At 48.8% G+C, this 23,584-nt stretch carries 18 protein-coding genes; 13 read left to right on the top strand and 5 right to left on the bottom strand.

Annotation, left to right across the window (positions count from 1 at the left end):
- Positions 1-183 precede the first annotated feature (183 nt).
- A complete protein-coding gene (locus tag OLMES_RS00665) occupies positions 184-3,252 on the top strand; it encodes a transglycosylase domain-containing protein (protein WP_232465232.1) in 3,069 nt (1,022 codons plus the stop codon).
- Positions 3,253-3,339: 87 nt separating this feature from the next.
- On the opposite strand, the gene OLMES_RS00670 is transcribed toward OLMES_RS00665, so the two are convergent.
- Together OLMES_RS00670 and OLMES_RS00675 are read right to left on the bottom strand one after the other, a co-directional pair.
- Positions 3,340-4,254 (bottom strand): nucleotidyltransferase domain-containing protein, encoded by a 915-nt coding sequence (locus tag OLMES_RS00670; RefSeq protein ID WP_087459471.1) that lies wholly within the window; start codon positions 4,252-4,254, stop codon positions 3,340-3,342.
- An 8-nt stretch (positions 4,255-4,262) separates the two neighbouring features.
- Complete coding sequence (locus tag OLMES_RS00675) at positions 4,263-4,817, bottom strand: TlpA family protein disulfide reductase (protein WP_087459472.1); 555 nt, start codon at positions 4,815-4,817, stop codon at positions 4,263-4,265.
- Between the two features lie 186 nt (positions 4,818-5,003).
- Between OLMES_RS00675 and OLMES_RS00680 the strand changes: the two genes are divergently transcribed.
- Positions 5,004-5,657 (top strand): class I SAM-dependent methyltransferase, encoded by a 654-nt coding sequence (locus tag OLMES_RS00680; RefSeq protein WP_087459473.1) that lies wholly within the window; start codon positions 5,004-5,006, stop codon positions 5,655-5,657.
- A gap of 24 nt (positions 5,658-5,681) precedes the next feature.
- Here the strand turns inward: OLMES_RS00680 and OLMES_RS00685 are convergent, their stop codons facing one another.
- Positions 5,682-5,924, bottom strand: coding sequence for a DUF2164 domain-containing protein (locus OLMES_RS00685; RefSeq protein WP_087459474.1), 243 nt, complete (start codon positions 5,922-5,924; stop codon positions 5,682-5,684).
- Positions 5,925-6,308: 384 nt separating this feature from the next.
- Between OLMES_RS00685 and OLMES_RS00690 the strand changes: the two genes are divergently transcribed.
- Entirely contained in the window at positions 6,309-7,349 is a 1,041-nt protein-coding gene (locus OLMES_RS00690) for an IS110 family RNA-guided transposase (protein WP_087459475.1), read from the top strand.
- 215 nt (positions 7,350-7,564) lie between these two features.
- Here OLMES_RS00690 and OLMES_RS00695 read toward each other — a convergent pair whose 3' ends face one another.
- Positions 7,565-8,878: a serine/threonine protein kinase gene (locus OLMES_RS00695; RefSeq protein ID WP_157678083.1), complete on the bottom strand. Its 1,314-nt coding sequence runs from the start codon at positions 8,876-8,878 to the stop codon at positions 7,565-7,567.
- A gap of 440 nt (positions 8,879-9,318) precedes the next feature.
- On the opposite strand from OLMES_RS00695, the gene OLMES_RS00700 reads away from it, so the two are divergent.
- The 6 genes from OLMES_RS00700 (at position 9,319) to OLMES_RS00725 (ending at position 14,689) form a co-directional block, all read left to right on the top strand.
- A complete protein-coding gene (locus tag OLMES_RS00700) occupies positions 9,319-10,611 on the top strand; it encodes an IS4 family transposase (protein ID WP_087459477.1) in 1,293 nt (430 codons plus the stop codon).
- A 130-nt stretch (positions 10,612-10,741) separates the two neighbouring features.
- Entirely contained in the window at positions 10,742-11,455 is a 714-nt protein-coding gene (locus OLMES_RS00705; RefSeq protein WP_087459478.1) for a J domain-containing protein, read from the top strand.
- 150 nt (positions 11,456-11,605) lie between these two features.
- Positions 11,606-12,349 carry a substrate-binding periplasmic protein gene (locus OLMES_RS00710; RefSeq protein WP_198343169.1) on the top strand — a complete coding sequence of 248 codons (744 nt, stop codon included), beginning with the start codon at positions 11,606-11,608 and terminating at the stop codon, positions 12,347-12,349.
- A gap of 152 nt (positions 12,350-12,501) precedes the next feature.
- Positions 12,502-13,305, top strand: coding sequence for a hypothetical protein (locus OLMES_RS00715; RefSeq protein WP_087459480.1), 804 nt, complete (start codon positions 12,502-12,504; stop codon positions 13,303-13,305).
- A gap of 131 nt (positions 13,306-13,436) precedes the next feature.
- The gene (locus OLMES_RS00720; RefSeq protein ID WP_198343170.1) at positions 13,437-13,979 is read left to right on the top strand and encodes a sigma-70 family RNA polymerase sigma factor; all 543 of its coding nucleotides are present in this window, start codon (positions 13,437-13,439) and stop codon (positions 13,977-13,979) included.
- Positions 13,976-14,689 carry an anti-sigma factor gene (locus tag OLMES_RS00725; RefSeq protein ID WP_087459481.1) on the top strand — a complete coding sequence of 238 codons (714 nt, stop codon included), beginning with the start codon at positions 13,976-13,978 and terminating at the stop codon, positions 14,687-14,689. Before OLMES_RS00720 ends, OLMES_RS00725 begins: the two co-directional genes overlap by 4 nt.
- Positions 14,690-14,758: 69 nt before the next feature.
- Here OLMES_RS00725 and OLMES_RS27860 read toward each other — a convergent pair whose 3' ends face one another.
- Positions 14,759-14,923 carry a hypothetical protein gene (locus OLMES_RS27860; protein ID WP_157678085.1) on the bottom strand — a complete coding sequence of 55 codons (165 nt, stop codon included), beginning with the start codon at positions 14,921-14,923 and terminating at the stop codon, positions 14,759-14,761.
- Between the two features lie 237 nt (positions 14,924-15,160).
- Here OLMES_RS27860 and OLMES_RS00730 point away from each other — a divergent pair, with 237 nt between their 5' ends.
- Genes OLMES_RS00730 through OLMES_RS00745 form a run of 4 tightly spaced genes read left to right on the top strand, consistent with a single transcriptional unit; the run spans position 15,161 to position 23,552 of the window.
- A complete protein-coding gene (locus tag OLMES_RS00730) occupies positions 15,161-15,751 on the top strand; it encodes a DUF7482 domain-containing protein (protein WP_198343171.1) in 591 nt (196 codons plus the stop codon).
- A gap of 6 nt (positions 15,752-15,757) precedes the next feature.
- On the top strand, positions 15,758-16,750 hold the full coding sequence (locus OLMES_RS00735; protein WP_087459482.1) for an ABC transporter ATP-binding protein: 993 nt from the start codon (positions 15,758-15,760) through the stop codon (positions 16,748-16,750).
- A complete protein-coding gene (locus OLMES_RS00740; RefSeq protein WP_157678086.1) occupies positions 16,747-18,084 on the top strand; it encodes an ABC transporter permease in 1,338 nt (445 codons plus the stop codon). Before OLMES_RS00735 ends, OLMES_RS00740 begins: the two co-directional genes overlap by 4 nt.
- A gap of 59 nt (positions 18,085-18,143) precedes the next feature.
- On the top strand, positions 18,144-23,552 hold the full coding sequence (locus tag OLMES_RS00745; protein ID WP_198343172.1) for an AAA family ATPase: 5,409 nt from the start codon (positions 18,144-18,146) through the stop codon (positions 23,550-23,552).
- Positions 23,553-23,584 lie beyond the last annotated feature (32 nt).

The following is a 23,584-nucleotide window of genomic DNA, read 5'->3' on the forward strand; positions in this document are numbered from 1 at the left end:
GACCGGTTTCCCTTTTTCCCCTTCGATTTTTGTTAAATATTGGAATCAAACCCATTCCGAACGTATACTTGCGGTGATGGAAGTCGTTCATCATCGCTTCGGACAGCATCATCCCAATTCGTTGATCACTCTGTATTTTTTCTGTCTTTCACTAAGCCGATAACGACCAAGGTAGGTAGACCTTTGCGATTTAATTCTCCAGAATTTGGTCCTGATTCAACGTTGTTTCCGGATCCACCGGACTATGAAGAACTCAAAAAAATAAGAATCTGGCGCATCCTGGTCCTGCTTGTTGTTGTAGCCATTTTATCGATGTTGATACTGGGCGCGTACGAATTTCGTACTTCAGCTATCCAGGCGACGGAAGCTGAACGTCTGGCTGCCCGCCTGACCTATGAACTCCAGCCGGGTAAATCGACCCAGATCCAATACCCTGAACAAGGACCTTTTGATCGTCGGCTCGGTTATAGCCGACTTCCCGAGTTTCTCGCGCGTTTGCAGCCTGAGTGGTCGACGAGCCGACAGGTGTCCATGAGTGACGCCCTCATTGAATACATCAATCTGGGTTTTTACCCGCCCTACAAGGAGAAAGATCAGGTCGGTTTGACGGTTTTAGACTGTCGCGGCGAAGCGTTTTACCAATTTAATTATCCCGGTGAGCACTATGCCGATTTTGCACAGGTTCCGCCTTTAGTGTGGAAAGCGCTGCTTTTCATTGAGGATCGCAATCTCTTCTCGAACGAATATCCAACGGAAAATCCTGCCATCAATTGGCTTCGTCTGAGCAAAGCTGCTTTTTATCGAGTGGTTTCTCTGCTCGGTATTTCTGTACCCAGTATGGGGGGCAGTACTTTAGCGACGCAAATCGAGAAATACCGCCATTCGTCGGATGGTTTGACGTCTTCCGTGACCGAAAAACTGCAACAGTTGGTTTCCGCAACAGTGCGAATTTATCAACAAGGTGGTGATACCTCGGAAGAGCGCCGACGTTTGGTATTATCGTATCTGAATACGGTGCCATTGGCTGCAGCACCCCGTCATGGTGAAGTGCACGGGGTGCTGGATGGCTTACGGGTCTGGTTTGCAGCTGATCCCGGTCAGGTGAACCGTTTATTGCGAAGTCACCCGTCCAGTCCAGCACAGCTGGCGGAACAGGGCCTGGCACTCAAACAGGTTTTAGCATTGATGATTGCCCACCGAAGACCTTCATGGTACCTGCTGAATGGCCGTGACGAGCTGGAAGATCTGGTGGCCAGTTATGTTCGTTTAATGTTCAAAGCCGGTGAGGTAAGTCGTGAACTAAAGGATGCTGCATTACAGCAGAAAATACAGTTTCGTGATTTCAATCGCACACCGATTCAGGTCACTGCGGATATCAGCAAAGCTCAAACCCTGATTCGGAATAAAGTGGCTTCTGCGCTTGATGTCTCCTTGTATGATCTGGATCGGCTCGATCTTTCCGTTGCATCAGCGTTGCACGCAGGGCTTCAGTATCAGGTTACTGATTACTTGAAAGGGTTAAATCAAAAGGAAAATGCACAAGAGGCGGGTCTTTTCGGACACCGTTTGTTGAAACCCGGTCAGGCTCAGGATCTTCAGTATAGTTTTACCCTGTTTGAGCGCACGGCAGCAGGAAATCGGGTTCGGGTCCAGACAGACAATACGGATCAGCCATTTGATATCAATGAAGGGAGCAAACTGGAGCTGGGTTCAACCGCAAAACTGCGGGTATTGGCGACGTACCTGGAGATTGTGGCGGAACTTCATACGCGCATAACTGAGCAGGATAAACCATTGATTCTGAATCAGGACTCGGATCCATTGACACGATGGGCTGTTGCATACCTGGCCCAGGCAGAGCACCGGGATCTTGAGAATATGCTTTCTGCTGCGATGACCCGAAGCTATTCAGCCAATCCACGGCAGCACTTTTTCACCGGGGGTGGAGAACATATCTTCAGTAATTTCCTGGCCCGGGACAACAGTCGAAGTCCCACGGTAATCGAATCTCTGCGAGAATCCATCAACCTGCCTTTCGTAAGAATGTTGCAGGACATTATCAAGTACATTATCAATGAGAATCTGGATAAAAATGCCCAGCTTTTAGGGGATGATAAAGACCCTCGGCGGCTTGAATACCTGGAGCGGTTTGCTGATCGGGAAGGCAGTGTTTTCCTGAGGCGATTCTGGCACAAATACAACCGGGGCCAGAAACAACCCGAGCAAATGGAGACTTTGCTGTCCAGTTTCAGGCAAACAGAAAATACACTCGCTGCGGTTCACCGCACCGTTTTACCCGATGCTCGACTGGATGTTTTCGCGGAATTCATGCATGAACAATTGGGGCATCGCCGATTGAGCAACCGGAAACTGGCGGAACTGTATTTGAATTACGCGCCGGGAGCCTATTCATTGCAGGATTTGGGCTATATCACCAGTGTACATCCTCTTGAGCTTTGGCTGGTACGGTATTTATTCCAACACCCGGAAAGCGATTATCAAGCGGCCAAGCTGGCCAGTCACCAGCAAAGGCTCGATGTCTACGAATGGCTCTATCGCTCCAGAGCAAAAAATGCCCGAGACTCTCGTATCCGGATCATCCTCGAAATTGAAGCCTTCTCGGATTTACACGAGCGCTGGAAGCGGCTGGGTTACCCCTTCAACCATCTGGTGCCTTCACTGGGCACCGCGCTGGGCAGTTCCGGTGATCGTCCAGCGGCATTGGCAGAGCTCATGGGGATCATCATCAACAATGGCAAGCGTATGCCGACGCTTCGGGTTGGTGACCTTCAGTTTGCACCACAAACACCCTATGAGGTCAGATTAACCCGGCATCTCAGCGCCGGAGAGCAAGTGATGAGGCCGGAAGTGGCATCGGCATTACGGCATGCATTGTCGGAAGTGGTTGCGGATGGTACGGCGCGTAGAATTCATGGTGCGATAAGTGGTGATCAGGATGATCGAATCGTGATTGGCGGTAAAACCGGTACAGGGGATAACCGTTTAGTGACCACCAATCGATTTGGTGAGCGTATTAAATCAAAGGCTTTGAACCGTACTGCCACCTTTGTTTTCTACATCGGTGAAAACTATTTTGGCACATTAACCGCCTACGTAATCGGTGGGGATTCCGGGCAGTTCAAATTCACCTCCAGTTTGCCAGTGCAAGTGCTGAAGAGTATGGCGCCCTTGCTTGAGCCCACTATTCAGGGCCGTGAAGCAGGTGAAACTAATAGCACTGAGTGTCATTAGGTTGCTTCGTTCTGTGCGAAGCAAGCCCGTAGCGTAAACCAATTGGATGAAAGATTTTGAAGACTGCGCAAGAGCCAGAAACAAGCGCTACTTCCCCTGCTGAAGCATGTAGTCATCCACCAGATGTTTGATTGCGTTCAACGTTTGATCCGCCGCATTCCGGCGGGGTACCACCGCGGACAAATTTCCGTAGTGATGCTCAAGGCATTCCAAAAGCAAATTTCGAATTTTGTCCACATCGGGTGTCGGCGGAAGTGATGATTGTTCATACCGGCGTTCAAGGGTCTTCTCTTTGGCATTGAAGTACTCTTTCACTTCGTTCAGCGTCCACTCGCCCCGGCGAATGGCCTTGAGTTGTTCCTTGTGCCGAGTCAAATCCAGATCCTGCTCGGTCAGCAACTGTTCAACTTCATTCAACAGTCGCACGACATGGTAGGCGAATTTCACATCGTAACCGTATGCTTCGATTATGGCTTTGCGTTTTCCTTCAGGTACCTTGGTGTCCATCTTGTGCACCTGCGAATAGGCGTAACCCTTGAATTTTGCCCAGCACCCTTTGTGTAAAAACAGTTGCCGCTTTTCTCGAATGCGATTCGCTACCGGGGTACTGTGCAATATGCAATGCTGAGGGACAAACAAACTGTCGATAATGTTGGGATTGTTGTCCATCAGTAGTTTGAAATATTTGGTGATGGAGTAAATGGTAATGTCATACTCACGACCTTTTCCACCCAATGCGGAAGGGTCTTGAATATGGTGACGCTGAAACTGCTCAAATGTTGGCTCACAGCGATCAAACCCCGGAATCTCGCCGCGCAAGTGAGGAAATACATCTTCTTTTGGTGGAATAGCGAAGCCGTATACGTCCATATCGGACTGGTCCGTCGATACCCCATAGGCGATCGAGCCCATGACGACTTCATATTGGACACAGGATGCAAGAAATCGCGGGGCACCGGGTAGTAGCCCACGTTGTACAAGGTGGTCGAAAGTACTGGCCATAGGTTTTTTTAGTTTTGGATAGGTGGTGTTTGGACGTTGAGTAGACGCTTGATTTCAGTTTCAAGCAGTTCAAGGTAGGCAGGGCTATATCCTTGATGTGCGATGATAATTTGTCCATCGGGATCAATCAGAAAGGAGGTCGGCATGCCCACCAGATTGTAGTCACGGGATGATTTTCCGGTACTTTCCCTCAGTACTTTGAAATCAACGGGTTGTTTCGTCAGAAAGGTATTGGCTTCTGCTTCGGTAACGTCCACGTTAATGGCAAGAATTTCGAATTGATCGGGACCCAGCTCGCGTTGAAGCCGGTTGCGGAGTGCATTGTAGCCTGGAAACGATGCTCGACAGGGACCGCACCATGAAGCCCAAAAATCAACCAGCACGACCTGCCCGCGATAATCGCTGAGTTTGATCTGTTTTTCGCTATTTAGTTCCGGTAGCGAAAATTCGGGGGCCTGATCGGGTGTTTTCGCCTGGACCGGAAAAGTTGAGAGCAATAACATTGCCCAGAGGATGATGTCGCAGGCGCGCCAGTTGATCGTGTCTTGTTGTTGGCTCAGCATCCAGAGATCCTTCTAAAACAGATGAACTGACCGGTTATGGCGGTCAGGTTCTACTTTTCACACGATTGTATCGTTTAGAACAAGTGAACGGGGATTGGTTCACAACAAAAATTAAAGTTTAAGGTTATTGTGTGCGACAATTCCCGGCGGCTGTTCCGGGTATACAATAAAAAAGGTTGGGAGACAATGAAAGATAAATATTGGTTAATGGGGCCGGTTTATGACGCACTGAGTTTTGTGTTTGCCGGAAACGCGATTTATCGCTGCAAGTGCTCGATGTTAACACCGGAGTATTTGAAAGAAGGCGATAAAATTCTGTTCGCCGGTGTTGGCCACGGCAAGGAAGCCATTTATGCCGCTGAGCATGGTGCCGAGGTCACGGTGGTAGATTTATCGGAAGCCATGTTGGACAAATTCCGGGAAGCGATAGCCAAAACCGGTAAAGAGTTGAATATTCGCATTGTCCACAGCGATATCATGACGTTTGATGAACGTGGTAAGTACGATATGGTGGTGGCCAATTTCTTTTTAAATGTGTTTGATGAGACATTTATGGCCAAAGTTCTGGCTCATCTGATCACCCAGGGCAAAGCGGATGCCTATGTCGTGGTTGGCGATTTTGCTCTGCCGGAAGGCAGCGTGATGGCCCGGGCGGTGAAGCGCGTTTATTGGTATAGCGCCATTGCCTTGTTTTGGGCGACAACGGGGGCTGCAATGCATCCCGTTTATGATTATTTCCGGCATATGAAACAGCAGGGGCTGGATATACTGGACAAGAAACATACTCAGGTTTTGGGTTTTAACGCTTATACCGCGCTAATCGGTCGAAAAAGCGCCTGATGTTCCGCCTGGGACTGGAAAAGCTTAAACAGGCTTTTCCAGTTCGTAGATTGCCTCACCAATTGATTCCAAGCGCTCCGAGAGCACGGCCTGGGCGTCACCGAGTCCCCGGTTGTAATAATAAGGCCCGATTTCTTCCGTGAAAAAATCCAACAGGAATTCTGCGTCGAATTGACCGACCTCAAGATTGAGTTCTTCGCTCAGATACATTTGGATTTTGGGCACAATTGCGGCTTTCTCCGCCTTGTTAAATTTGATTTCCGCCACTTTTTTCTCCTTTTAATGGGGTTGAATTCAGGTTCCTTGTGTTTGAGTACTAGGGTCTGTTGACGTTTCATATTTAGCCTCTGCCAGCGCTATTTTTTTGTCCAGTCAGGCGCTGCGAGTGTCGTGTAGTTATTCTACATCAACGAGCAGCAACGCATCGGGGCGAAAAAATAGCGCTGGCCCGAAGGGTTGAGCCTGAAATTCGCTCACTCCGCGTCACTCGTCGTTCATTTGGAATAACCAAACCACTCTCCTTATTCCTTGATTGAGCGAATTTCAGGCTCAACAGAGGTTAAATATGAAACGTCAACAGATGTATGGACTCCCTCCCAGCAATGGGATTAAGGTTATAAGCGCCTAAACCAAAACCCAGGAGCCCATACAATGAAGAAGCTTAACGTGATTGCCATAGATTTAGCAAAAAATGTTTTTCAGGTTTGTAAAACCGATTATTTAGGTACGGTGTTTTTTAACAAAACAATGAGCCGCAATGCGTTAAAAGAGCTTTTAGTGAAAGAAAAAGTGTCGGTTGTAGCCATGGAGTCTTGTTCTGGTGCTCATTACTTTGCGCGGCATGCTAAAGAAAACGGACATACAGTGAAATCTATTTCAGCCCGCAGTGTGAAGGCCTTTCGCCAAGGGCAGAAAACCGATGCCAATGATGCACTGGCAATCGCAGTGGCAGCAAGGCAGCCTCACATAAAGTTAAGCCGTGTAGTTACATTAGAAGAGCAATGTCTCCAAAGCATGGAATGCATGAGAGACTTGTTGGTCAAACAAAAGGTTAGTCTGAGCAACCAGCTCCGCAGCATTCTGCTTGACCTTGGTTATGCTATCCCTCAAGGAGATAGTCAGTTAAAGCAGTCAATACCCGGAATCCTGGAAGATGCAGAAAATGATTTATCAATACCATTTCGTTCTGTTTTATCCTGTTTGTGGCAGCGTTTCTTGAAAACGATTGAAGAGATTGCGGACGTGGAAAAAACCCTGTTTCGTGAAGTTAGGCAAGACGAGACTTGTCAACGCTTACAAGCCTTGGAAGGTGTGGGGCCGGTAGGAGCTATCGCTTTGAGGATAGTTTTGAGTAATCCGGAGCATTTTAAAAATGGACGAGAGGCATCAGCTTGTGTTGGCGTCACGCCTGTTCAGCATAGTAGCGGCGGCAAAGAAAAGATTGGGTCGATATCGAGATTATCTGGGCATAACAAATTACGTAGTCACTTATTTAAAGGGGCACTGGCGGTGATAAGAAGTCTTGAGAAACGTCCCTGTAGAACACCAAAAGAGGTATGGCTAAAAGACTTGGTCGCGAGACGAGGTAAAAAAGTTGCAGCGATTGCTTTGGCGAACAAAAACGTACGGACAGCTTATGCGTTAATAAAGCAAAACAAAGAGTATAAGCCGCAATTATTAATAGCGGCATAAGTCTTGTCAAAGAGAGCGAAAATATAAACAGGTAAGACCGACCTTCCAGAGACTGATAGGGTCTGAAGTGTTCAACACTGCGCAACAGAATAGTCAGGAAGGTGCGAAAACATCAGTGGCCAGAGGTAGCTCCTCAATTAGAGCCCGTATATAAGAGCGCATCCTGCATGTTTATAGAGTTCTCATTGACAATAAACGGGAGTCCATATAAGACCCTAGCCCTTGGAAGGGGAGAAGTGCTCCGATTTCTGACCGTCAAATTCAGTCAACACAACTTCGATAGCAACACTTTGCAAAAATGCATAGGTACCGCCACTTTGGTACAGCTTTTGAATCGCGTCTTTTGCCTTCTGAAAGGTCCAAGGTGGGATATAGAGGTTGAGCTCGATTCCTTTGCTTTTTTTATCCCGCTCATCGTGCCAATCAACAAGCTTGGTCGTCAAGCGTGAAAACAGGATGGAAAAGTGATGGCTGTCCGGTGATGTGATCTCACACTCTAAAATATAGCTTTTAAACATCCCTAGTTTTTTGACTGTTTTTTCATTGAAAAACAAGCCTTCTTTGCGTTTCACTGCTGCAGGAGCTTTTGCGTCCGGGGATTGTGCTTGGGCAGTAATGTTATCCGGTTTTGCCTCGGTTTTGGATTTGGCAACAGTTTTAGCTTCAGTAACAGTTTCGGTAACGACAGATTCATTGTGTCTAACAGATTGTTCTGGTGTTGGTACCGGTGGGGGGTCTGCGGGATGCTCCAGTTGTTTGAGGGCTTTGATCAATTCGCGACCACTTTGAAAGCGATCCTCTGCGTCCTTGGCCATCAGGCGATTCAGAATATCCTGAAATTCCGCGTGTTGCCAGGGGAATTCCGGAATCGGATCCTGAACGTGTTTCAGTGCCATGGCGAGGAAGTCATCGGTTTGATAGGGCGGCACCTTCATCAGCATTTCATACAACACGACACCCAGTGAGTAAAGGTCGGCGCGACTGTCGATGTCTTCGCCGCTGATTTGTTCGGGGCTCATGTAGGTCGGGGTGCCGATGATGGTTCCAGCCTGGGTCAGACCTTCGCTGGCTTTTTGCGCACGAGCGACGCCAAAATCGGTCAAAACGGCAGAGTTGTCGCCCCGGAACATAATGTTGTCGGGCTTGATATCCCGGTGAATATAGCCGTTATCATGGGCAAACTGCAGGGCGGAGGCGATTTCCCGGCAAATCTGAATAACTTCTGCTTTTTCCAGACCGGCCTTGATCCATTGCGGGAGCACTCCGCCACTGAGATAGTCCATGGTCATGTAATAGTGCTCATTCTGTAACCCGACATCGTAGACGGGCACAATATGCGGATGCGACAGCCCAGCGACAATGCGCGCCTCGCGGAGAAAGCGCTCGGCGAACTCCTGATCCTGGGCGACTTTGGCGTCCAGAACCTTTATCGCGACTTTCCGGCCAAACGATTCCTGTACTCCCAAATACACCGTGGCCATGCCACCGCGGCCCAATTCGCGAGAGATGGTATATCCTGGAATTTCCATATGATTAAGTCCCTTGGTTGCTCTGAGACAGATGAGAATAAAGTGGGTGATGTGTCCACTGCTATACAAACAATATAGCGCTTGATCTGATTTGGAGCTGAAAATATGTGCAGTCTTTGCCACGACCAAACGCATACAACAAGGGAATAGCATGGACTTTTGTTTGCATGACACGGTAGGTGTAATGCTGAGTTTTGTAGCAGTTGTACTACATTGTTGTATCGAAATTGTTGTATTCCCGTGGTTTTATCGAGCCGATCAACTTTATATGACGTATAAGTCATTATTATGAGGGGGTGAGTACCGCAAACACGCATAGTGGATAATCATAGGTAGAACATTAAGCAAAAAAGCAGGGTAACTTGATGATATTAATATGGATTCATCCTGCAATAAGGTAGATTGTTAGTCGTCAAACACACTACCGACCCTAAAGCAGAATGAATCAGCGTAAATTTACCACATTTCTTGAAAAACTCACCCATTCCCTCAACCCAGAAAAAATTACTGAAATCGCTAAACAAGAAGATTTCTGTGTGCGGCAGAGACGAATTACGCCTTTTAATCTAGTCACATGCCTGGTTGCAGTGATGGCCTCGAGCACCATAGAAAGTGTGGCAGACATTCAGCGGCGGTACTGCGAGTGGTCGGAGAGCAATATCTCTTATCGGGCCTTTCACAATCAATTTTCGAAGCCCGAGTTTCCTGAGTTTATGCGCGAAGTACTGTCATCACTCCTCACAGATTGGTTGCAACCCTCTCTGGCTTTTCCAGAAGGCCACTCTTTTCATCAGTTCAAACAGATTCTGATTCAGGATGGCAGCTCGTTTGCTGTGAAGGACTCGTTGAAGAAATCGTTTCCTGGTCGTTTCAAAACCATCAGCCCTGCCGCTGTTGAACTTCAAGTGACCATGGATCTTCTAGCAGATCAGCCCTGTTCTATCTCGTTGACCCCCGATACCGCCAGCGAGCGGGACTACCTCCCTGAGCCCCAAACGCTATCCGGGTGTTTGTTGCTGCTTGACCGGGGGTACTTCGATCTGGAGTGGTTTCAGAACTTGCAGGATACTGGAGGGTTTTATATCGCGCGGTGTAAGAACAACATTAATCCAGTCGTCGAGGCTGCTTATCGAGAAGATGGAAAAATGCTGAAGCACGTGAAGGGAAAGCCGCTGAAAACAGTGCAAGGCAAGCTGTTCAAGCGACAACGTACGGAATTAATTGTTTCCTGGAAAAAAGGAAAGCACACAATCACCGCAAGATTGGTTGCTTGTTGGATCAAGCGGGAAAAGAAATTCTCCTGGCTGATAACCAACCTTCCTCAAGAGCAGTTTTCTCTGGACGAGGTGAGTGAGGCTTACCGGCTTCGCTGGCAAATCGAGTTGTTATTCAAAGAGTGGAAATCCTATGCCAATCTACGGTGCTTTGATACCGGCAAGGAATCAATAGCAACCGGGCTAATCTGGGCGGCGATTACGGCGGCACTCATGAAGCGTTTTATTTGCCACAGCGCACAACGCATACTCGGCAAAGTGCTATCCACTCGAAAAGCTGCGATGTGCTGCACAGTGACTTTTTGCGATACGATGCTCGGCATCATGCGCGTTGACCGAAAAGCAACTAAGCTCAATGCGCGCAAATTGATTAACTTTCTTGGGCGTTATGCTGGACGTGCTCACCCCAAAAGAGACTGTGATTCGGGTAAATTCAGTTTGGGTCTACAGCTCTGTTAGGTGGCTTAATGTTCTACCTATGAGTGGATAATAGTGTCAGGTTTTAATGTACCGGTCTTCGATCAGTGTAAAAACTGTTCCGAAGTGCTACCTTTTATAGGAAATTGTTGAGACGAGAGTAACGTGGGCCATGGGGCAGTTTAGAACGCACTATGACAATCTGAAAGTACCTCGCAATGCGTCCCAAGCGGAAATTCGTCTCGCTTACAAAAAGTTGTGCCAGAAATATCACCCGGATAAATGTCCCACAAATTCAGACTCACAGCGAATTATCCGTATAGTGAACAGTGCCTATGCCGTTCTATCTGATCCCCGGAGCCGCCGAAAGCATGATGTATGGATTCGCACTCAACAGGCCAGGGCTGATGCTGCAAAATCTACACCCCTCAAAATCAAAGGGAATTCAGATCCTGCGTCGGAGCGGAACACGTCGACAGGAGAGGATGGGAGAACAGGGCCAAGCGCGAAGTCCGGCTTTGATTTCCTGACGCGGGTGCAGAATCTCAACCGTATCAATGCTCAGATTGAACGTGAAGTTCTGCGGGCAAAAGCCCAATCCGTGCGGTCGGAATCGGCACCTATGGAGGCGGTTTGTAACTGGCAGGGGCGTCGCTGGCAAGCTCCTGTTATTGTGGCATTGAAGCTGGTGCTGTGTATCTTGCTGATTGCGTCGCTGCTTGTTGGTGCTCCGGAATTGAACCCGCCTGCCGATGGCATGGGTATCTCGCAGCCGCCACTCACCACATTGGAACGTGCTGACACGCACGATGAAATCAGCCGCCTCGAAGCAATCGAGCAGAGCCATCCTCCCAGCCAGGGCTGGATCGATAAAAATATATTCTAAAATCGCATCATATCTAATTCGCACTCCTTCAAGAGTTAGACTAATCTGGGAAAAGTGAACAAAAACAAAATGGAACGAGTGTGCCTAAAGCACAAATTTAATGCCGGGATGGCAGTGACATGCTTTTTTTTGATTTATCAGGAGTCAATGATGTTTAAGCGATTACTGCATCACATGAGTGTTCTTGCGGTTATTTCCCTCTGTTTTACCACTGTAGTGCGGGCCGAAAGCATAACCATTGCTGCAGAAGATGATTGGGTACCCTATGCGCGAGCAGATGGTACCGGGCTCGCGAATGAAATGGTCAAAGCCGCTTTCAAAACGGTTGGAATTGATGTGACTTATCAGGTCTTTCCTTACATTCGTGTTCTGAGTTATCTGGATTCGGGTGAGTACGTTGCCGGATTCAACGTGCCACTGGACGATGAGAATAAAGACAAATACATCTTCGGCAAGCAGAGCCTTTACGATGTGCCATCGCAATACTTTGTGAACAAAAGTGCGCCGTTGAAAGCAACCAAGCGAGAGGAGCTGGTCAATGGCGAGAAAATCGGTATTGTGCGCGGTTATGGTTACGGCGACGCATTTAACCAGATGGCTGAACAAGGCAAAGTTCGCAGCGTAATCAGCAACAGTGATTCCATCAACTTGAAGAAACTGGCGTCAAATCGCTTGGATGCGACCATTATCTTTGAAAAATCTGCCGGTGTTTTATTGAAGGAGCTGGGCCTGGAAGATCAGATTGAAGTGGCATTTGTGCATGAGATACTGCCCATTTATCTGGCATTTTCCAAAGCGCATCCGAAGGGCCAGTATTATTCAGACAAGTTTGATGAAGGTATGGCGAATTTGAAAGCCAGTGGTGAATACCAGAAAATTTATGACGCTTATTAATCCCGTTATTCTCACCTGATTGATTCGCAATCGATTCTGAGTCGTTTTATGCGGCTCAGAGCTTGATTCCAAGTCTGCCGCCTCCAAGGCCTGCCATATCACCATACTCAGCGGTATACTGAATACAATGAGTAGAATTGGCTGAGAGCTGCATGTTATCCGCACTGATGAAACGATACGGGTCAGGTTTAAAAACACTTACTGTAGTGTTGTTATGCCTCTCGCAAACCGGTTGTCTGAAATGGTTCAGGGTTGCAGAATTCGGGCTCCAGTTTTGTAATTTTGATGGACATTTTGCGCTACAGTATGAGCAGCCACAACCTGTGCTGTGGATGCGTGATCCTGTACTGTTGAAATCCGATGTGGATGATCTTTTGGGTGTCACCCCGACCCAAATCTATCAACTGCCAGATCAAGCGCTTTTGCGTGCCGGGTACTATTTTGTCAATCGGGAAGATTCCCGCACAGACCGCCCCATCTTTGGCTTTGAATTGGAATATCTGGCACCGGAAGAGGATTGGAGGTTATACAAAGGCATTGGCGATGAAAAGGTCTCACGGATTCTCCCGCTGGCGCTTGTGGAGCAAGGATTTCGAGCGTTGTGTTCCCGTAATACAGACTATAGTTTGAGTCGAATCCGGTTCGGATTAACCAATATCAACCGATCCTTACTGCCAAACCAAGGTGAAATTACCGCCTTACTGGGTCCATCCGCCTATCAAAGTGAGTCTCTGGAATCGGATCGAGACTTTACACCGCTGCAACCCGCTGAACCATTGAATCATCGACTGGGTTATGAATTTGATAAAATCGGCGATGATAACAATCCTGGCCGTATGAAAATGGAAATTGGCTACGCAAAATCGGGTGAAGTACTGATTATTCAAGCGCGATACAGTCAGTATGAATTTGCCGTTGACTTTACAAGACAACGGGCCACGGTCTATAGATTGTAGTTTTGAACGAAGAACAGGATAGTCCAACGCATCCAAATCAGCATACTCGTCGTATCTGCAAATAGCTTGCTTTACTTTTTTTTGTATGTGGGCTCTGCGAGACACCGGGTCACCCTGTGTTTGAGGAAATCATGGCAGAACAAGCGGAACTTATGAAATTGTTACAAGGTACTGCACTTGGCGATCAAAACCAGTTTGCCGAGTTGTATAAAATAACATCGCCAGCATTGTTTGGCTTGTGCATAAAAATGCTCAAGCGGCGGGACTGGGCGGAAGAAGTGTTGCAGGAGGCCTTTATCAAGGTTTGGCATCACGCTTCGGAGTATCATCCGGATCGAGGGGCAGTAAGTACATGGTTAACCAGCATAGTACGGTATCGCGCATTAGATCGATTGCGGGTTATTAAACCGACGGAAATGCTGGATGAGCAACTGGATTATGAGGAGAGTGGTACACCCACTCCTTTGACCGCCGCCAGCCTGGGTCAGGAGCTCAATGCGTTACAGCTCTGTCTCGATGAGCTGTCAGATGAGCAAAAAGACGTGATCGTATTGTCCTTCATGGAAGGGCTGACCCATCAGGAATTGACTGCACGGGTAAGTCGACCGCTTGGCACGGTAAAAAGCTGGATTCGTCGCGGTTTGCAAAGTTTGCGGAGGTGTTTGGAGCGATGAATTATCTGATACCGGAACGCCTGGAAGCATTGGCAGGTGCCTATGTGTTGGGAACGTTGCACGGCCTTGCCCGTAAACGCTTCGAACGTGTGTTAATGGAATCATACCGTGCGCGTCAGGCTGTGTGGGACTGGGAGCAGAAGCTCAATCCTATGGTTGAGTCCGTTGCTGAAACGGTTCCCCCTGAGCGGATTTGGAGCGGAATTCAACGGCGAATCAATCCGCAACAATCCATCGATACGGTAAAACAAGACAATCTGCTGTCCAGTTTAATGTTCTGGCGTCGGTGGGGAGGGGTGAGTACGGTTGTTGCGATTGTGCTTGCACTTTTTATCAGCCTCTATTTTCCGTTTACCCCTGCTCTGTCGGGCCGTGTAGCAATCTTTAACGATGCACAAAATCAGCCACTATGGCTTGTCAGTTCCGATCTTGAAACCGGAAAACTAAAGGTCAAAGCGATCAACGCGGAAGCGGTGGCCATTGATAACAAGGCCTTTGAGCTCTGGATGTTGCCGGCATCAGGACAACCCCGGTCTTTGGGATTGCTGCCGGTTACCGAACAACGGGTTGAAGTGGTATTGAGTCCACAGTTGCTGGCAATACTACAAAATACAGCGGGTTTAGCTGTCAGTGTCGAGCCACCCGGCGGTTCACCAACGGGATTGCCAACAGGGCCTGTCGTGTATCAGACGAGTATTTTGGAGCTGTAATCCAGGTAGGTGAAGGAGAAAATATGGGTGGGAATGAGGGAGGCGTTGATGCCTCCCGAATGGGATGTTTTAAAATGACTCGCGGCAAATCGTTGGTTCGTCGATTTCGCGGCTGGCCTTTCTTTCTCTGACTTTCTGAGTCATATAATCCAGAATCGTGCCCATGGTGTAACCGATTCCTAAAATCACGAGCGCTGCAACCAGAGTGGATAAAATTGGAGTATCTAAAACCATAAATGATTCCTGTAGAAAAGCAGTGAATGGTTTAGCTTGATGATAAGCCGGTGAAAAATTTTGTGCAGAATATAGACAATTATTCTATTAAGCAATATTTATATGTAAAAAAATGTATAAAAATTGGACTCAAATCAAAAAAAGAGGGCACATTTTAAACATCCATTCCTGAGTGGCGGACTGCTCTGCCTTTCCTATACTGAATGAAGTCTGCCAGCTTCAAGGGATACATACAGGATGTGCCACCGGTTATTTTTGCAAAATCTTTCCAGATCTTTCTTGCTACTCATCTTGGTTTATTTGGGGGGCTGTGCGAGCTCACCGAATAGCGGAGCGAACGCCACGATTACCCTGCCCTTGGTGAAAGGCTGGTATGAAGGTTCTGAGGTGTATTATGTCACCACAGATATATCTGAGCCGAAGATGGCCAAAGCAATGAACGCGAATTACGTGCCTCGTTTGGCGAATGCGGTTCCCCCAAGTCCGAAGCCCCCGCAACTCCGTACCGTTGTAGAACGCATTTATCGTTTTCCCAACGGCGAACAGGCGAATGTACTGCCATCCATACCCTTCCCTTTGGGGCCGGACAGTACTGATACACAATACAGTCCGCTATGGTTACTGTACGAAGTAACCTGGAAAGATCCGGCCCGGCAGCGTCTGTTAACGTCTGAAGAAGCCGTACTCGCCGCGGCAGACAGTGGTCTGGTGGACATTTACCGTACCACCGTGATTGTCAATTGCCCGGTAGTCAAGTTAGCGAAAACCGGCGCATCCCTGGGCGTGGAGAATGTACAGGATATTGATGCAACCGAGAAAAAATGGTGATTTGCTATGGCAATTCGTGTCTCGGATCTGGTGTTCGACTATCCGGATAAGCGGGCATTGTATGATGTTTCGTTTGCCATACCGGAAAATTCAATAACTGCATTGGTGGGACCCAACGGGGCAGGTAAAACCACCTTGTTACGGTGTCTTGCCGCGCTGGAAACCCCGGTATCCGGTAGTGTCCACCTGGGGGAGCTGGCAGTTTTGGATTCTCCTCGTGAAGCCCACCGGCGCTTGGGGTACCTGTCTGATTTTTTTGGTTTGTATGAAGAGTTAACCGTTGCCCAGTGCCTCCAGTTTGTGGCGGCATCCTACAAGCTCGACAATGCTGCCCAGGCAATTGAGCAGGTGGTTACCGAGCTCGGTCTACAATCCTATTATGGAACACGGGCCGGTGCACTTTCCCGTGGCTGGCGGCAGCGTTTGGGTATTGCCCAGGCAATTGTGCATCAACCCGAATTTCTCTTGCTCGATGAACCCGCCTCCGGCCTTGATCCCGAGGCCCGGCATGAATTGGCCGAATTGTTGACCCGGTTACGGGCTAACGGGATGACGATACTGGTTTCATCTCATATTCTCGCAGAGCTGGAAGCCTACTCAACCCATATGCTGGTACTGGAACAAGGCCGGATTCTGGGGCTGAAAGCGATTGGTGATCAGACTGTTAATGGCGAGCAGAAGATTAATGCGCGACTACTGCGTATTCAAATCCTGCCGGGTGAGACTACCGACTCGTTTCAACATTGCTTTGAACATCCCGGTTTTTTGCTTTCCAAACAAACTGATGATGAGTTGTTTGGCTCGTTTACCGGATCGGAGCAAGAGCAGCACCGGTTTCTTCAGGGGTTGATCGAGGCCGGTGTGCCGATCATGCAATTTCATGTTCTGGATCGTGATATGCAGAATGTCTATCTCGATATGCTCAAGCAAGCCCGAACCGCCTTACCGTCAGGGATAGCTAAGTCGTCAGGGATAACTACGTCGTCAGGGATAAAATGATGAATCCTGAACTACAAAAGAATATCTGGCTCAATCTGTCCCCCCACAGGTTGGTTGCCACACCCATTGTCATGATTCTATTGGTCATTTTGGTTCACATCTTGATGAATTCGACCAATTTGCTAGGTGAAGTGGTCGACCCGATACTGTACATCGGAATTTTCGGCTGTCTTTCCATCGGGGGAGCCTACGCTTCCGCGCAGTCCGTACTGATCGAGTTTGCGGAAAAAACCTGGGACCAGCAGCGCATGAGCCCGTTGTCACCCTGGGCGCTGGTTTGGGGTAAGGTACTGGGCGGTGGTATTTTCTGGTGGTATCTAACTTGCTTGATGCTGTTGCTTTTCATCGGCTATGCCCCCTGGCTTTCTGGCGGTATGCCTTGGCGTGGACGGTTTGAGTTGCTGACCTTCCTGCTCGGGTGTGGCTTTCTTTGTCAGTTTTTCAGCTTGATGCTGGTATTGAATCTCGCGAATGATGCCGAACAGTTGTTAAAGTACCGTCGGAACATGAGTGTCGGGGTTGCGGTTCTTGCGGCACTGGTGGGTGGTTTTTTGCTGGATGCGGTGTATTTCGAAGGTCAGGAGTCCATTATTGTCTGGTGGACTGCGATATGGGAACGGGTGTCTTTTATCATCATATCGGTGTGGATTTTTGCCGCCTGGGCCGCTTTTGGTACCTACCAGTTAATGCGCCAGCAAATGCAGTTCAAGAACGGTATCTTACCCTGGTTAGGGTTTAACCTGTTTATGCTCGTGTACGTTCCGGGATTCCTGATGGAGTCGAATGCGGATCATCCTGTTGCTGCCGTGCTGGCGTTTCTGACCAGTATTGTCCTGACCTATGCCAGTTTGATTATCAATCCCATGCAAACCCGTTCGGCTTTAGGGTTTCTACGCTCCGGTATGCCGCTGACGATAAAGCAGTTCCGTACGCGCCTGCCATTGTGGTGTGTCTCGTTTGTCCTGTCATTTTTGATGCTTCTGCTGGTTACGATTGAACAGGTATTGGGAAATCTGGAAAAGCAAAACAGCTGGTCGTTTTTGGTGGCGTTATGGTTGTTCATGGTGCGCGACTTTGGCTTGATTATCTGTTTTCTGTTAGGGGCGCGGCCAGCCCGGGCGATGGCCGTTGCAGGTGTTTATTTGATTTTACTCTATATTGTTTTACCGCTGATCCTGCAATGGTCGGAGCAAATTTGGGTGATGGCGTTCTTTTGGCCGGTATATGAGTCCAAGACCCTGGTCTGGCCTGTACTCCTGGAGGTTTGCCTGGTGTTTACATGGGTTGTTTTGCGCTTCCGCCAGCAGAAAGTGGTCACCGCCTCGGCAGCGTAAACTGAACTATACTCAGATCAATAACAAGAATTTAGATGCTGTGTGTAGTGGAGCCTAATTTGCCCCCCAATCTTTCTGGATATCGTATTACCGAACAGCTTCATACGGATGCCGGTACCCGTGTATATCGCGCAATTCGTGAACAAGACCAGCGCTCGGTTATTTTGCGCACGTGTGGTGAAACCGGCTCAACACCTTCCCAATATTCCCGGCTTGCCTTTACCCGGGAGGTGTTGGGATTATTCCGGCAGTCCAATCTGATTGGTGTTCTGGACTGGATTGATGATCCGCAGTCACCCTGGTTGATTCTTGAGGATATACAGGGGGTAGACTTAAGGCAGTTTCTGGCGCTGCAGCCAAATCATAAATTACCCCTAGATGCCTTTCTAACCCTGGCCATTCAGCTTGCCGATGCCCTGAGTGTGATTCATCACGCGCAAGTGATTCATAAGGATCTGCATCCAGGCAACATTGTCGTGAATCCAGATACGTTATTGGTGCAGATTATCGATTTCGGCCTGGCTTCTCTGCTTTCCCGGGAACAGCCGGTTTTAGCTGCGCCGGAAAAGTTGGAGGGAGTTCTGGCGTATTTGTCCCCGGAGCAGACCGGTCGAATGAATCGGGCGCTGGATTACCGTACGGATTTTTATACGCTTGGTATCACGTTTTATCAAATGCTGACGGGCCAATTACCTTTCAGCGCCGATGATGCTCTGGGGGTTGTTTATGCCCACATGGCGGTTCAGCAGCAACCGGTTGCTGAACGGCAGGACGATATTCCGGTGATGGTGTCCCGGATTGTGGATAAGTTACTCCGGAAAAATGCCGAAGACCGATATCAGAGCGCATCGGGTTTGAAGTATGACTTGTGCCTGTGCCGGGACAGCTTGAAAAGATCGGGCTCGATACCGGTGTTTCCATTGGGGGCTCAGGACATTGCTGATCGCTTTCAAATTCCTCAAAAGCTCTATGGCCGGGCGCGCGAGATCGACATTCTTTTGCAGCATTTCCAGCGAGTGGTCACTGGCCAACCCCGGTTACTTGCGGTTGCCGGGTACTCGGGTATTGGCAAGTCTGCACTGATTCATGAAATCCATAAACCCATTGCTGCCCATCACGGTATCTATCTCAGTGGCAAATTTGATCAGTTTCAACAGAACACACCCTATTCTGCGCTTAAAACCGCACTTAAATCCTGGTTGAATCAGGTATTAAGCTTGCCGGAGGTATCTCTCTCGGGCTTGCGCCAGCGTTTACTGGTGGATCTAGGGGAAAGCGCTCGACTGTTGATTGATTTCATGCCTGAATTCAAACCGTTGCTGGGGGATTTGACACCGGTTGCGCAGCTGGGCTCCCAGGAAACCCAAGCGCGCTTTCACTTGTTGTTCCAACGCTTTCTGGCCACGGTAACGCAAGTTCAGCCGTGGGTATTGTTTATCGATGATTTACAGTGGGCGGATCGGGGCACGCTGAACTTGTTACCGGAATTGTTTTCCGATGTGGATTGTCGATTGCTGGTGTTGGTGGCCTACCGGGATAATGAGGTCGATGAGCTGCACCCTGCCATGCAGATGTTGAGTCAAATCGCAAATCTGGCTGCTCCGAACGTATCAAACCCACCGCCAGACACGGTTACGGCCCGAGCTCAGGTCGAGACATTAACCCTGGCCCCGTTGCCGGAAATTGAAATCAGGCATTTGTTGGTGGATGCACTGCATCGCAGTGAAGCCGATGTGTCCGCCCTCGCGAGTCTTGTGCACGGTAAAGCCGGTGGAAATCCATTTTTCACCCTGGAGTTTTTAAAAACACTCTATCGCAAGAATTTACTCGATTTTGATCTGGAGCAGCGCCACTGGCACTGGGATTTGCAGGCTATTCAAGCGGAATCGATAACGGATAATGTGGTCGAGTTGATGCTCGAGCGGATGAAGGCGCTCCCTGAAGATACCCAGCAACTGCTTCAACGCGCCGCCTGCGTCGGGAGCCGGTTTGACCTGCAAACCCTGGCGGTAATTTCAGAAACCGGTATGGCAGAGTGTGCCCGACAACTTTGGCCCGCTTTGCAGGAAGGGCTTTTGTTGCAGGAAGGCGGAGACTGGTTCCTGGGAATGATCGGCGAGGTGCACGAGATGTCTGCTTCCCATACGCCGGGACTTCAAGGCGTGCAGGATCATCACGAGAGTCCAATCACGGTTGATGTGGCGTCCCAGTGGATACCCCGCTGTAAATTCCTGCATGACCGGATGCTGCAAGCGGCCTATGAATCCCTGCCCGAAATGAGGCGGGATGCAATCCACCTGAATATCGGCCGATTATTGTATCAGCACTGGGACGAGGGGGAGCGGGAACGCGAGATCTATGCCATCGTCGAGCAATTGAATCATGGTGTTGCGCTTTTGGAAGATGAGTCCGAGCGTTTGCAGTTGGCGGAGTTGAATCGCATTGCTGCTTCTACGGCTCGGCAGGCGACGGTATGGGGGGCAGCGCGGGAATTTGCAAAAATTGGAATGTCCTTGTTAACGGATAATCATTGGCATACTCACTATGCGTTAACCTATGACTTGTACGACATTGCAGCGGAATGTGAATACTTGTCGGGAAGCCCGGAACAGGGTGAAACGATATACAGCGACTTGATCGCGAATGCGCAGTCGGCATTAGACAAAGCAAACCCCTGTGCTGAACAGATTACCCAGTTTATCGGTGTGGCACGTTACCCGGATGCCTTTCGTCGTGGTATGGAGGGTCTTGCCTATTTGGGAATATCGTTGCCCGTTGAAGATTTGGATGCTTTTCTCGCGGAACAGGATAAACAATTCGATGAAGCGCTCAGCGAGTTGTCGCTATTGGGTTTTGATCAACTACCAGAGCTTGATAATCCGGAGATCGAAACCGCAATATTGATTTTAAGCGGCTTGGGTCTCACCGGAATGTTGTTAAAGAAAATGCCAATTTTTCTGGCCTGTACTCGAGAAGCGCTATTACTCTCCAAACGCTATGGGAAATGTGATTTGACCGCGTTTGCGCTCAATAATTACAGCCTGATATTGTCTATACAGGATCAGTACGAAACGGCTTCGCAAGTTGGACGGAAGGCAATTGAGCTTACAAAACAATACCCTGAGTGTCGAATGTTAGCGACCATTCAAAATGGACAGGCAGGAACGACCATTCATCTGAAAGCGCCCTATAGTGAGTCCATTAAAGCGCACCAGGTAGGATTTGAAATCGGATTGGCGAATGGTGAGGTAATGCGGGCGGGCGTGAATCAGGCCAATATATTGCTGATCAAACTCATGGATGGGAGTAGTTTTGATAGTTTGGTCAGCCATACTGCATTGTGCCAAAAATTTTGTGAAAGCAAACGCATCTACCCCTACCATTTACCGATTTTTGCGCGCTATACAGCATCAATGCAAAGTGGGGTTTATCAGCTCGCCGATGCCGACTTTTCCGCAGAGCAGCTTGGTGTGATCCGGAACAGCTTTTTTTTGAGTTTTCTACACCAATTGCGCTTTTATTATTTCTTCTGGAATCAGGCTTCTGAAGACGTATTGTTGAGTGCTATGGAGCTGGCGTATGAATACTATGGTCAGCTGAAAAGTTTTGGATTTACAGCGGAACTCTACTTCGTAATCTGCGCGGTGGTGAGTCGCCTCAAGGGGAGTTCTACTCTCAGGCTAGATCCAAAATGGATCGAAATTTTTGACTATTGTCGCAACAATCTCACCCGATTAAACGCATTATACAGCCCAAACCATCAACACAAGCTCTTGATTCTGGATGCGTTGAACGCACAGTACGACGGTAAACCCCTGGCACAGGTTTGCAAGCTCTATCGACAGGCTGCCGATCACGCCCGGCAATACGGTTTTACCCATCATCAGGCATTGGCCCATGAATATTATGGTGATGTTCTGAGCGAACAGGGATTGGATGATCTCGCATTGGGTCAGTATCGACAGGCGTTTGAGGCCTATCAGCGTTGGCAATGTAAAAGCAAGGTGGATTATTTTGCGGAGCGCTTTGGTTTTGAGCCGTCCAGCGCAGAAGGGCACGTGGTTCAAAAAGGGAGTGTGTCCTGGGGCTCGGAACACAGTGCGCAACTGCACTCTGCAGCCACGTTGGATTACAACTCGATTGTAAAATCCTCACAAGCGATTTCCGGTGAACTGACCCTGCGTGGCCTGATTGAAAAAGTTATCAGGGTTATCATGGAAAACAGTGGTGCGCAGATTGGCGCTTTTATTCTCAATTCCGATGACCAGCCTGTTGTCGAAGCTTTTGTGGATGAACGTTCGGAGCATCCTGCGTTCTTGCGACACCAGCCGTTGGCCGATGCGGATCAATTACCTGTTTCGGTGATCAGTTTGACCTTACGTACCGGTGACAGTGTTAATCTGCCGGATGCCTTCCACCGTGGCGACTTCACTCAAGACCCTTATATTCAACGCCAGCAATCCAAGTCCCTGTTTTGCACGCCTGTCGCTTATCGTGACCAGAAAATCGGTGCCCTTTATCTCGAAAACACGTTAAGCACAGCGGCTTTTACCGAAGCACGTCTGGATACGGTTCAACTTTTGATATCCCAGGCCGCAATTTCCTTCGAGAATGCCCGGTTGTATGAAACCTTGTCAGAACTGAATCAGACACTGGAACAAAAGGTCGATGTCCGCACCCGGGATCTGGCTGTCGCAAACCGTGAACTGGAAGCATTCAGTTATTCCGTTTCCCATGACTTGCGGGCACCGTTACGAATTCTCGAAGGCTATGGCACAGCATTACTGGAAGATTATCACGAGCAGATCGATGAAACCGGGCAACGATACCTGAACCGTATCGTAGCAGGTGCACAACAAATGGCAGAGCTGATTCACGGCTTGCTCGACCTGGCACGACTGCAGCGGGTCGAATTGCGTCACCAATCGGTGGATTTGAGTTTTATCGCTGAAGACACCATCAAGCGCTTGAGAATGGCGGAGCCGGAACGGGATGTCGTGGTCGAAATTCAACCCGATATGCTCGTTGAAGGGGATCAGCGATTGCTCAAGTCTGTGGTGGAGAATTTACTGAATAATGCCTGGAAATATTCAGCGAAGAAACCACAAGCAAACATCCATTTTGGGCAAATGCCGCTCTCTGCAAGTAATCCTGAGCTGCTATCCGATGATGAGTCCGGCACAGGTGATTACACCGTTTTCTACGTGCGAGATAACGGTGCCGGATTTGATATGAGCCATCGTGAAAAACTCTTCGCAACCTTCCAACGTTTACACGCTGCGAGCGAATTCGAAGGCACGGGTGTTGGTCTGGCCACTGTAAAACGCATTATCGAGCGCCACGGTGGTGAAATCTGGGCGGAGGCGGAAGTGAATCAGGGTGCAACTTTTTATTTCACGTTGAACGAAGCATCGAAATTGAAGGACTCATCGAAATTGAAGGAACCTGCTATTCCAAGTCAGGATTGAATGGGCACAGGAATTTTAAACAGATTCAGGTT

The sequence above is a fragment of the Oleiphilus messinensis genome, from assembly GCF_002162375.1.
GTDB lineage: Bacteria > Pseudomonadota > Gammaproteobacteria > Pseudomonadales > Oleiphilaceae > Oleiphilus > Oleiphilus messinensis.

Bases quoted from the DNA above. Each gene is read 5' to 3' on its own strand.
- OLMES_RS00670 (WP_087459471.1), bottom strand. From the start codon at position 4,254: ATGGCCAGTACTTTCGACCACCTTGTACAACGTGGGCTACTACCCGGT.
- OLMES_RS00675 (WP_087459472.1), bottom strand. From the start codon at position 4,817: ATGCTGAGCCAACAACAAGACACGATCAACTGGCGCGCCTGCGACATC.
- OLMES_RS00680 (WP_087459473.1), top strand. From the start codon at position 5,004: ATGAAAGATAAATATTGGTTAATGGGGCCGGTTTATGACGCACTGAGT.
- OLMES_RS00690 (WP_087459475.1), top strand. From the start codon at position 6,309: ATGAAGAAGCTTAACGTGATTGCCATAGATTTAGCAAAAAATGTTTTT.
- OLMES_RS00695 (WP_157678083.1), bottom strand. From the start codon at position 8,878: ATGGAAATTCCAGGATATACCATCTCTCGCGAATTGGGCCGCGGTGGC.
- OLMES_RS00700 (WP_087459477.1), top strand. From the start codon at position 9,319: ATGAATCAGCGTAAATTTACCACATTTCTTGAAAAACTCACCCATTCC.
- OLMES_RS00705 (WP_087459478.1), top strand. From the start codon at position 10,742: ATGGGGCAGTTTAGAACGCACTATGACAATCTGAAAGTACCTCGCAAT.
- OLMES_RS00710 (WP_198343169.1), top strand. From the start codon at position 11,606: ATGTTTAAGCGATTACTGCATCACATGAGTGTTCTTGCGGTTATTTCC.
- OLMES_RS00715 (WP_087459480.1), top strand. From the start codon at position 12,502: ATGTTATCCGCACTGATGAAACGATACGGGTCAGGTTTAAAAACACTT.
- OLMES_RS00720 (WP_198343170.1), top strand. From the start codon at position 13,437: ATGGCAGAACAAGCGGAACTTATGAAATTGTTACAAGGTACTGCACTT.
- OLMES_RS00725 (WP_087459481.1), top strand. From the start codon at position 13,976: ATGAATTATCTGATACCGGAACGCCTGGAAGCATTGGCAGGTGCCTAT.
- OLMES_RS27860 (WP_157678085.1), bottom strand. From the start codon at position 14,923: ATGGTTTTAGATACTCCAATTTTATCCACTCTGGTTGCAGCGCTCGTG.
- OLMES_RS00730 (WP_198343171.1), top strand. From the start codon at position 15,161: ATGTGCCACCGGTTATTTTTGCAAAATCTTTCCAGATCTTTCTTGCTA.
- OLMES_RS00735 (WP_087459482.1), top strand. From the start codon at position 15,758: ATGGCAATTCGTGTCTCGGATCTGGTGTTCGACTATCCGGATAAGCGG.
- OLMES_RS00740 (WP_157678086.1), top strand. From the start codon at position 16,747: ATGATGAATCCTGAACTACAAAAGAATATCTGGCTCAATCTGTCCCCC.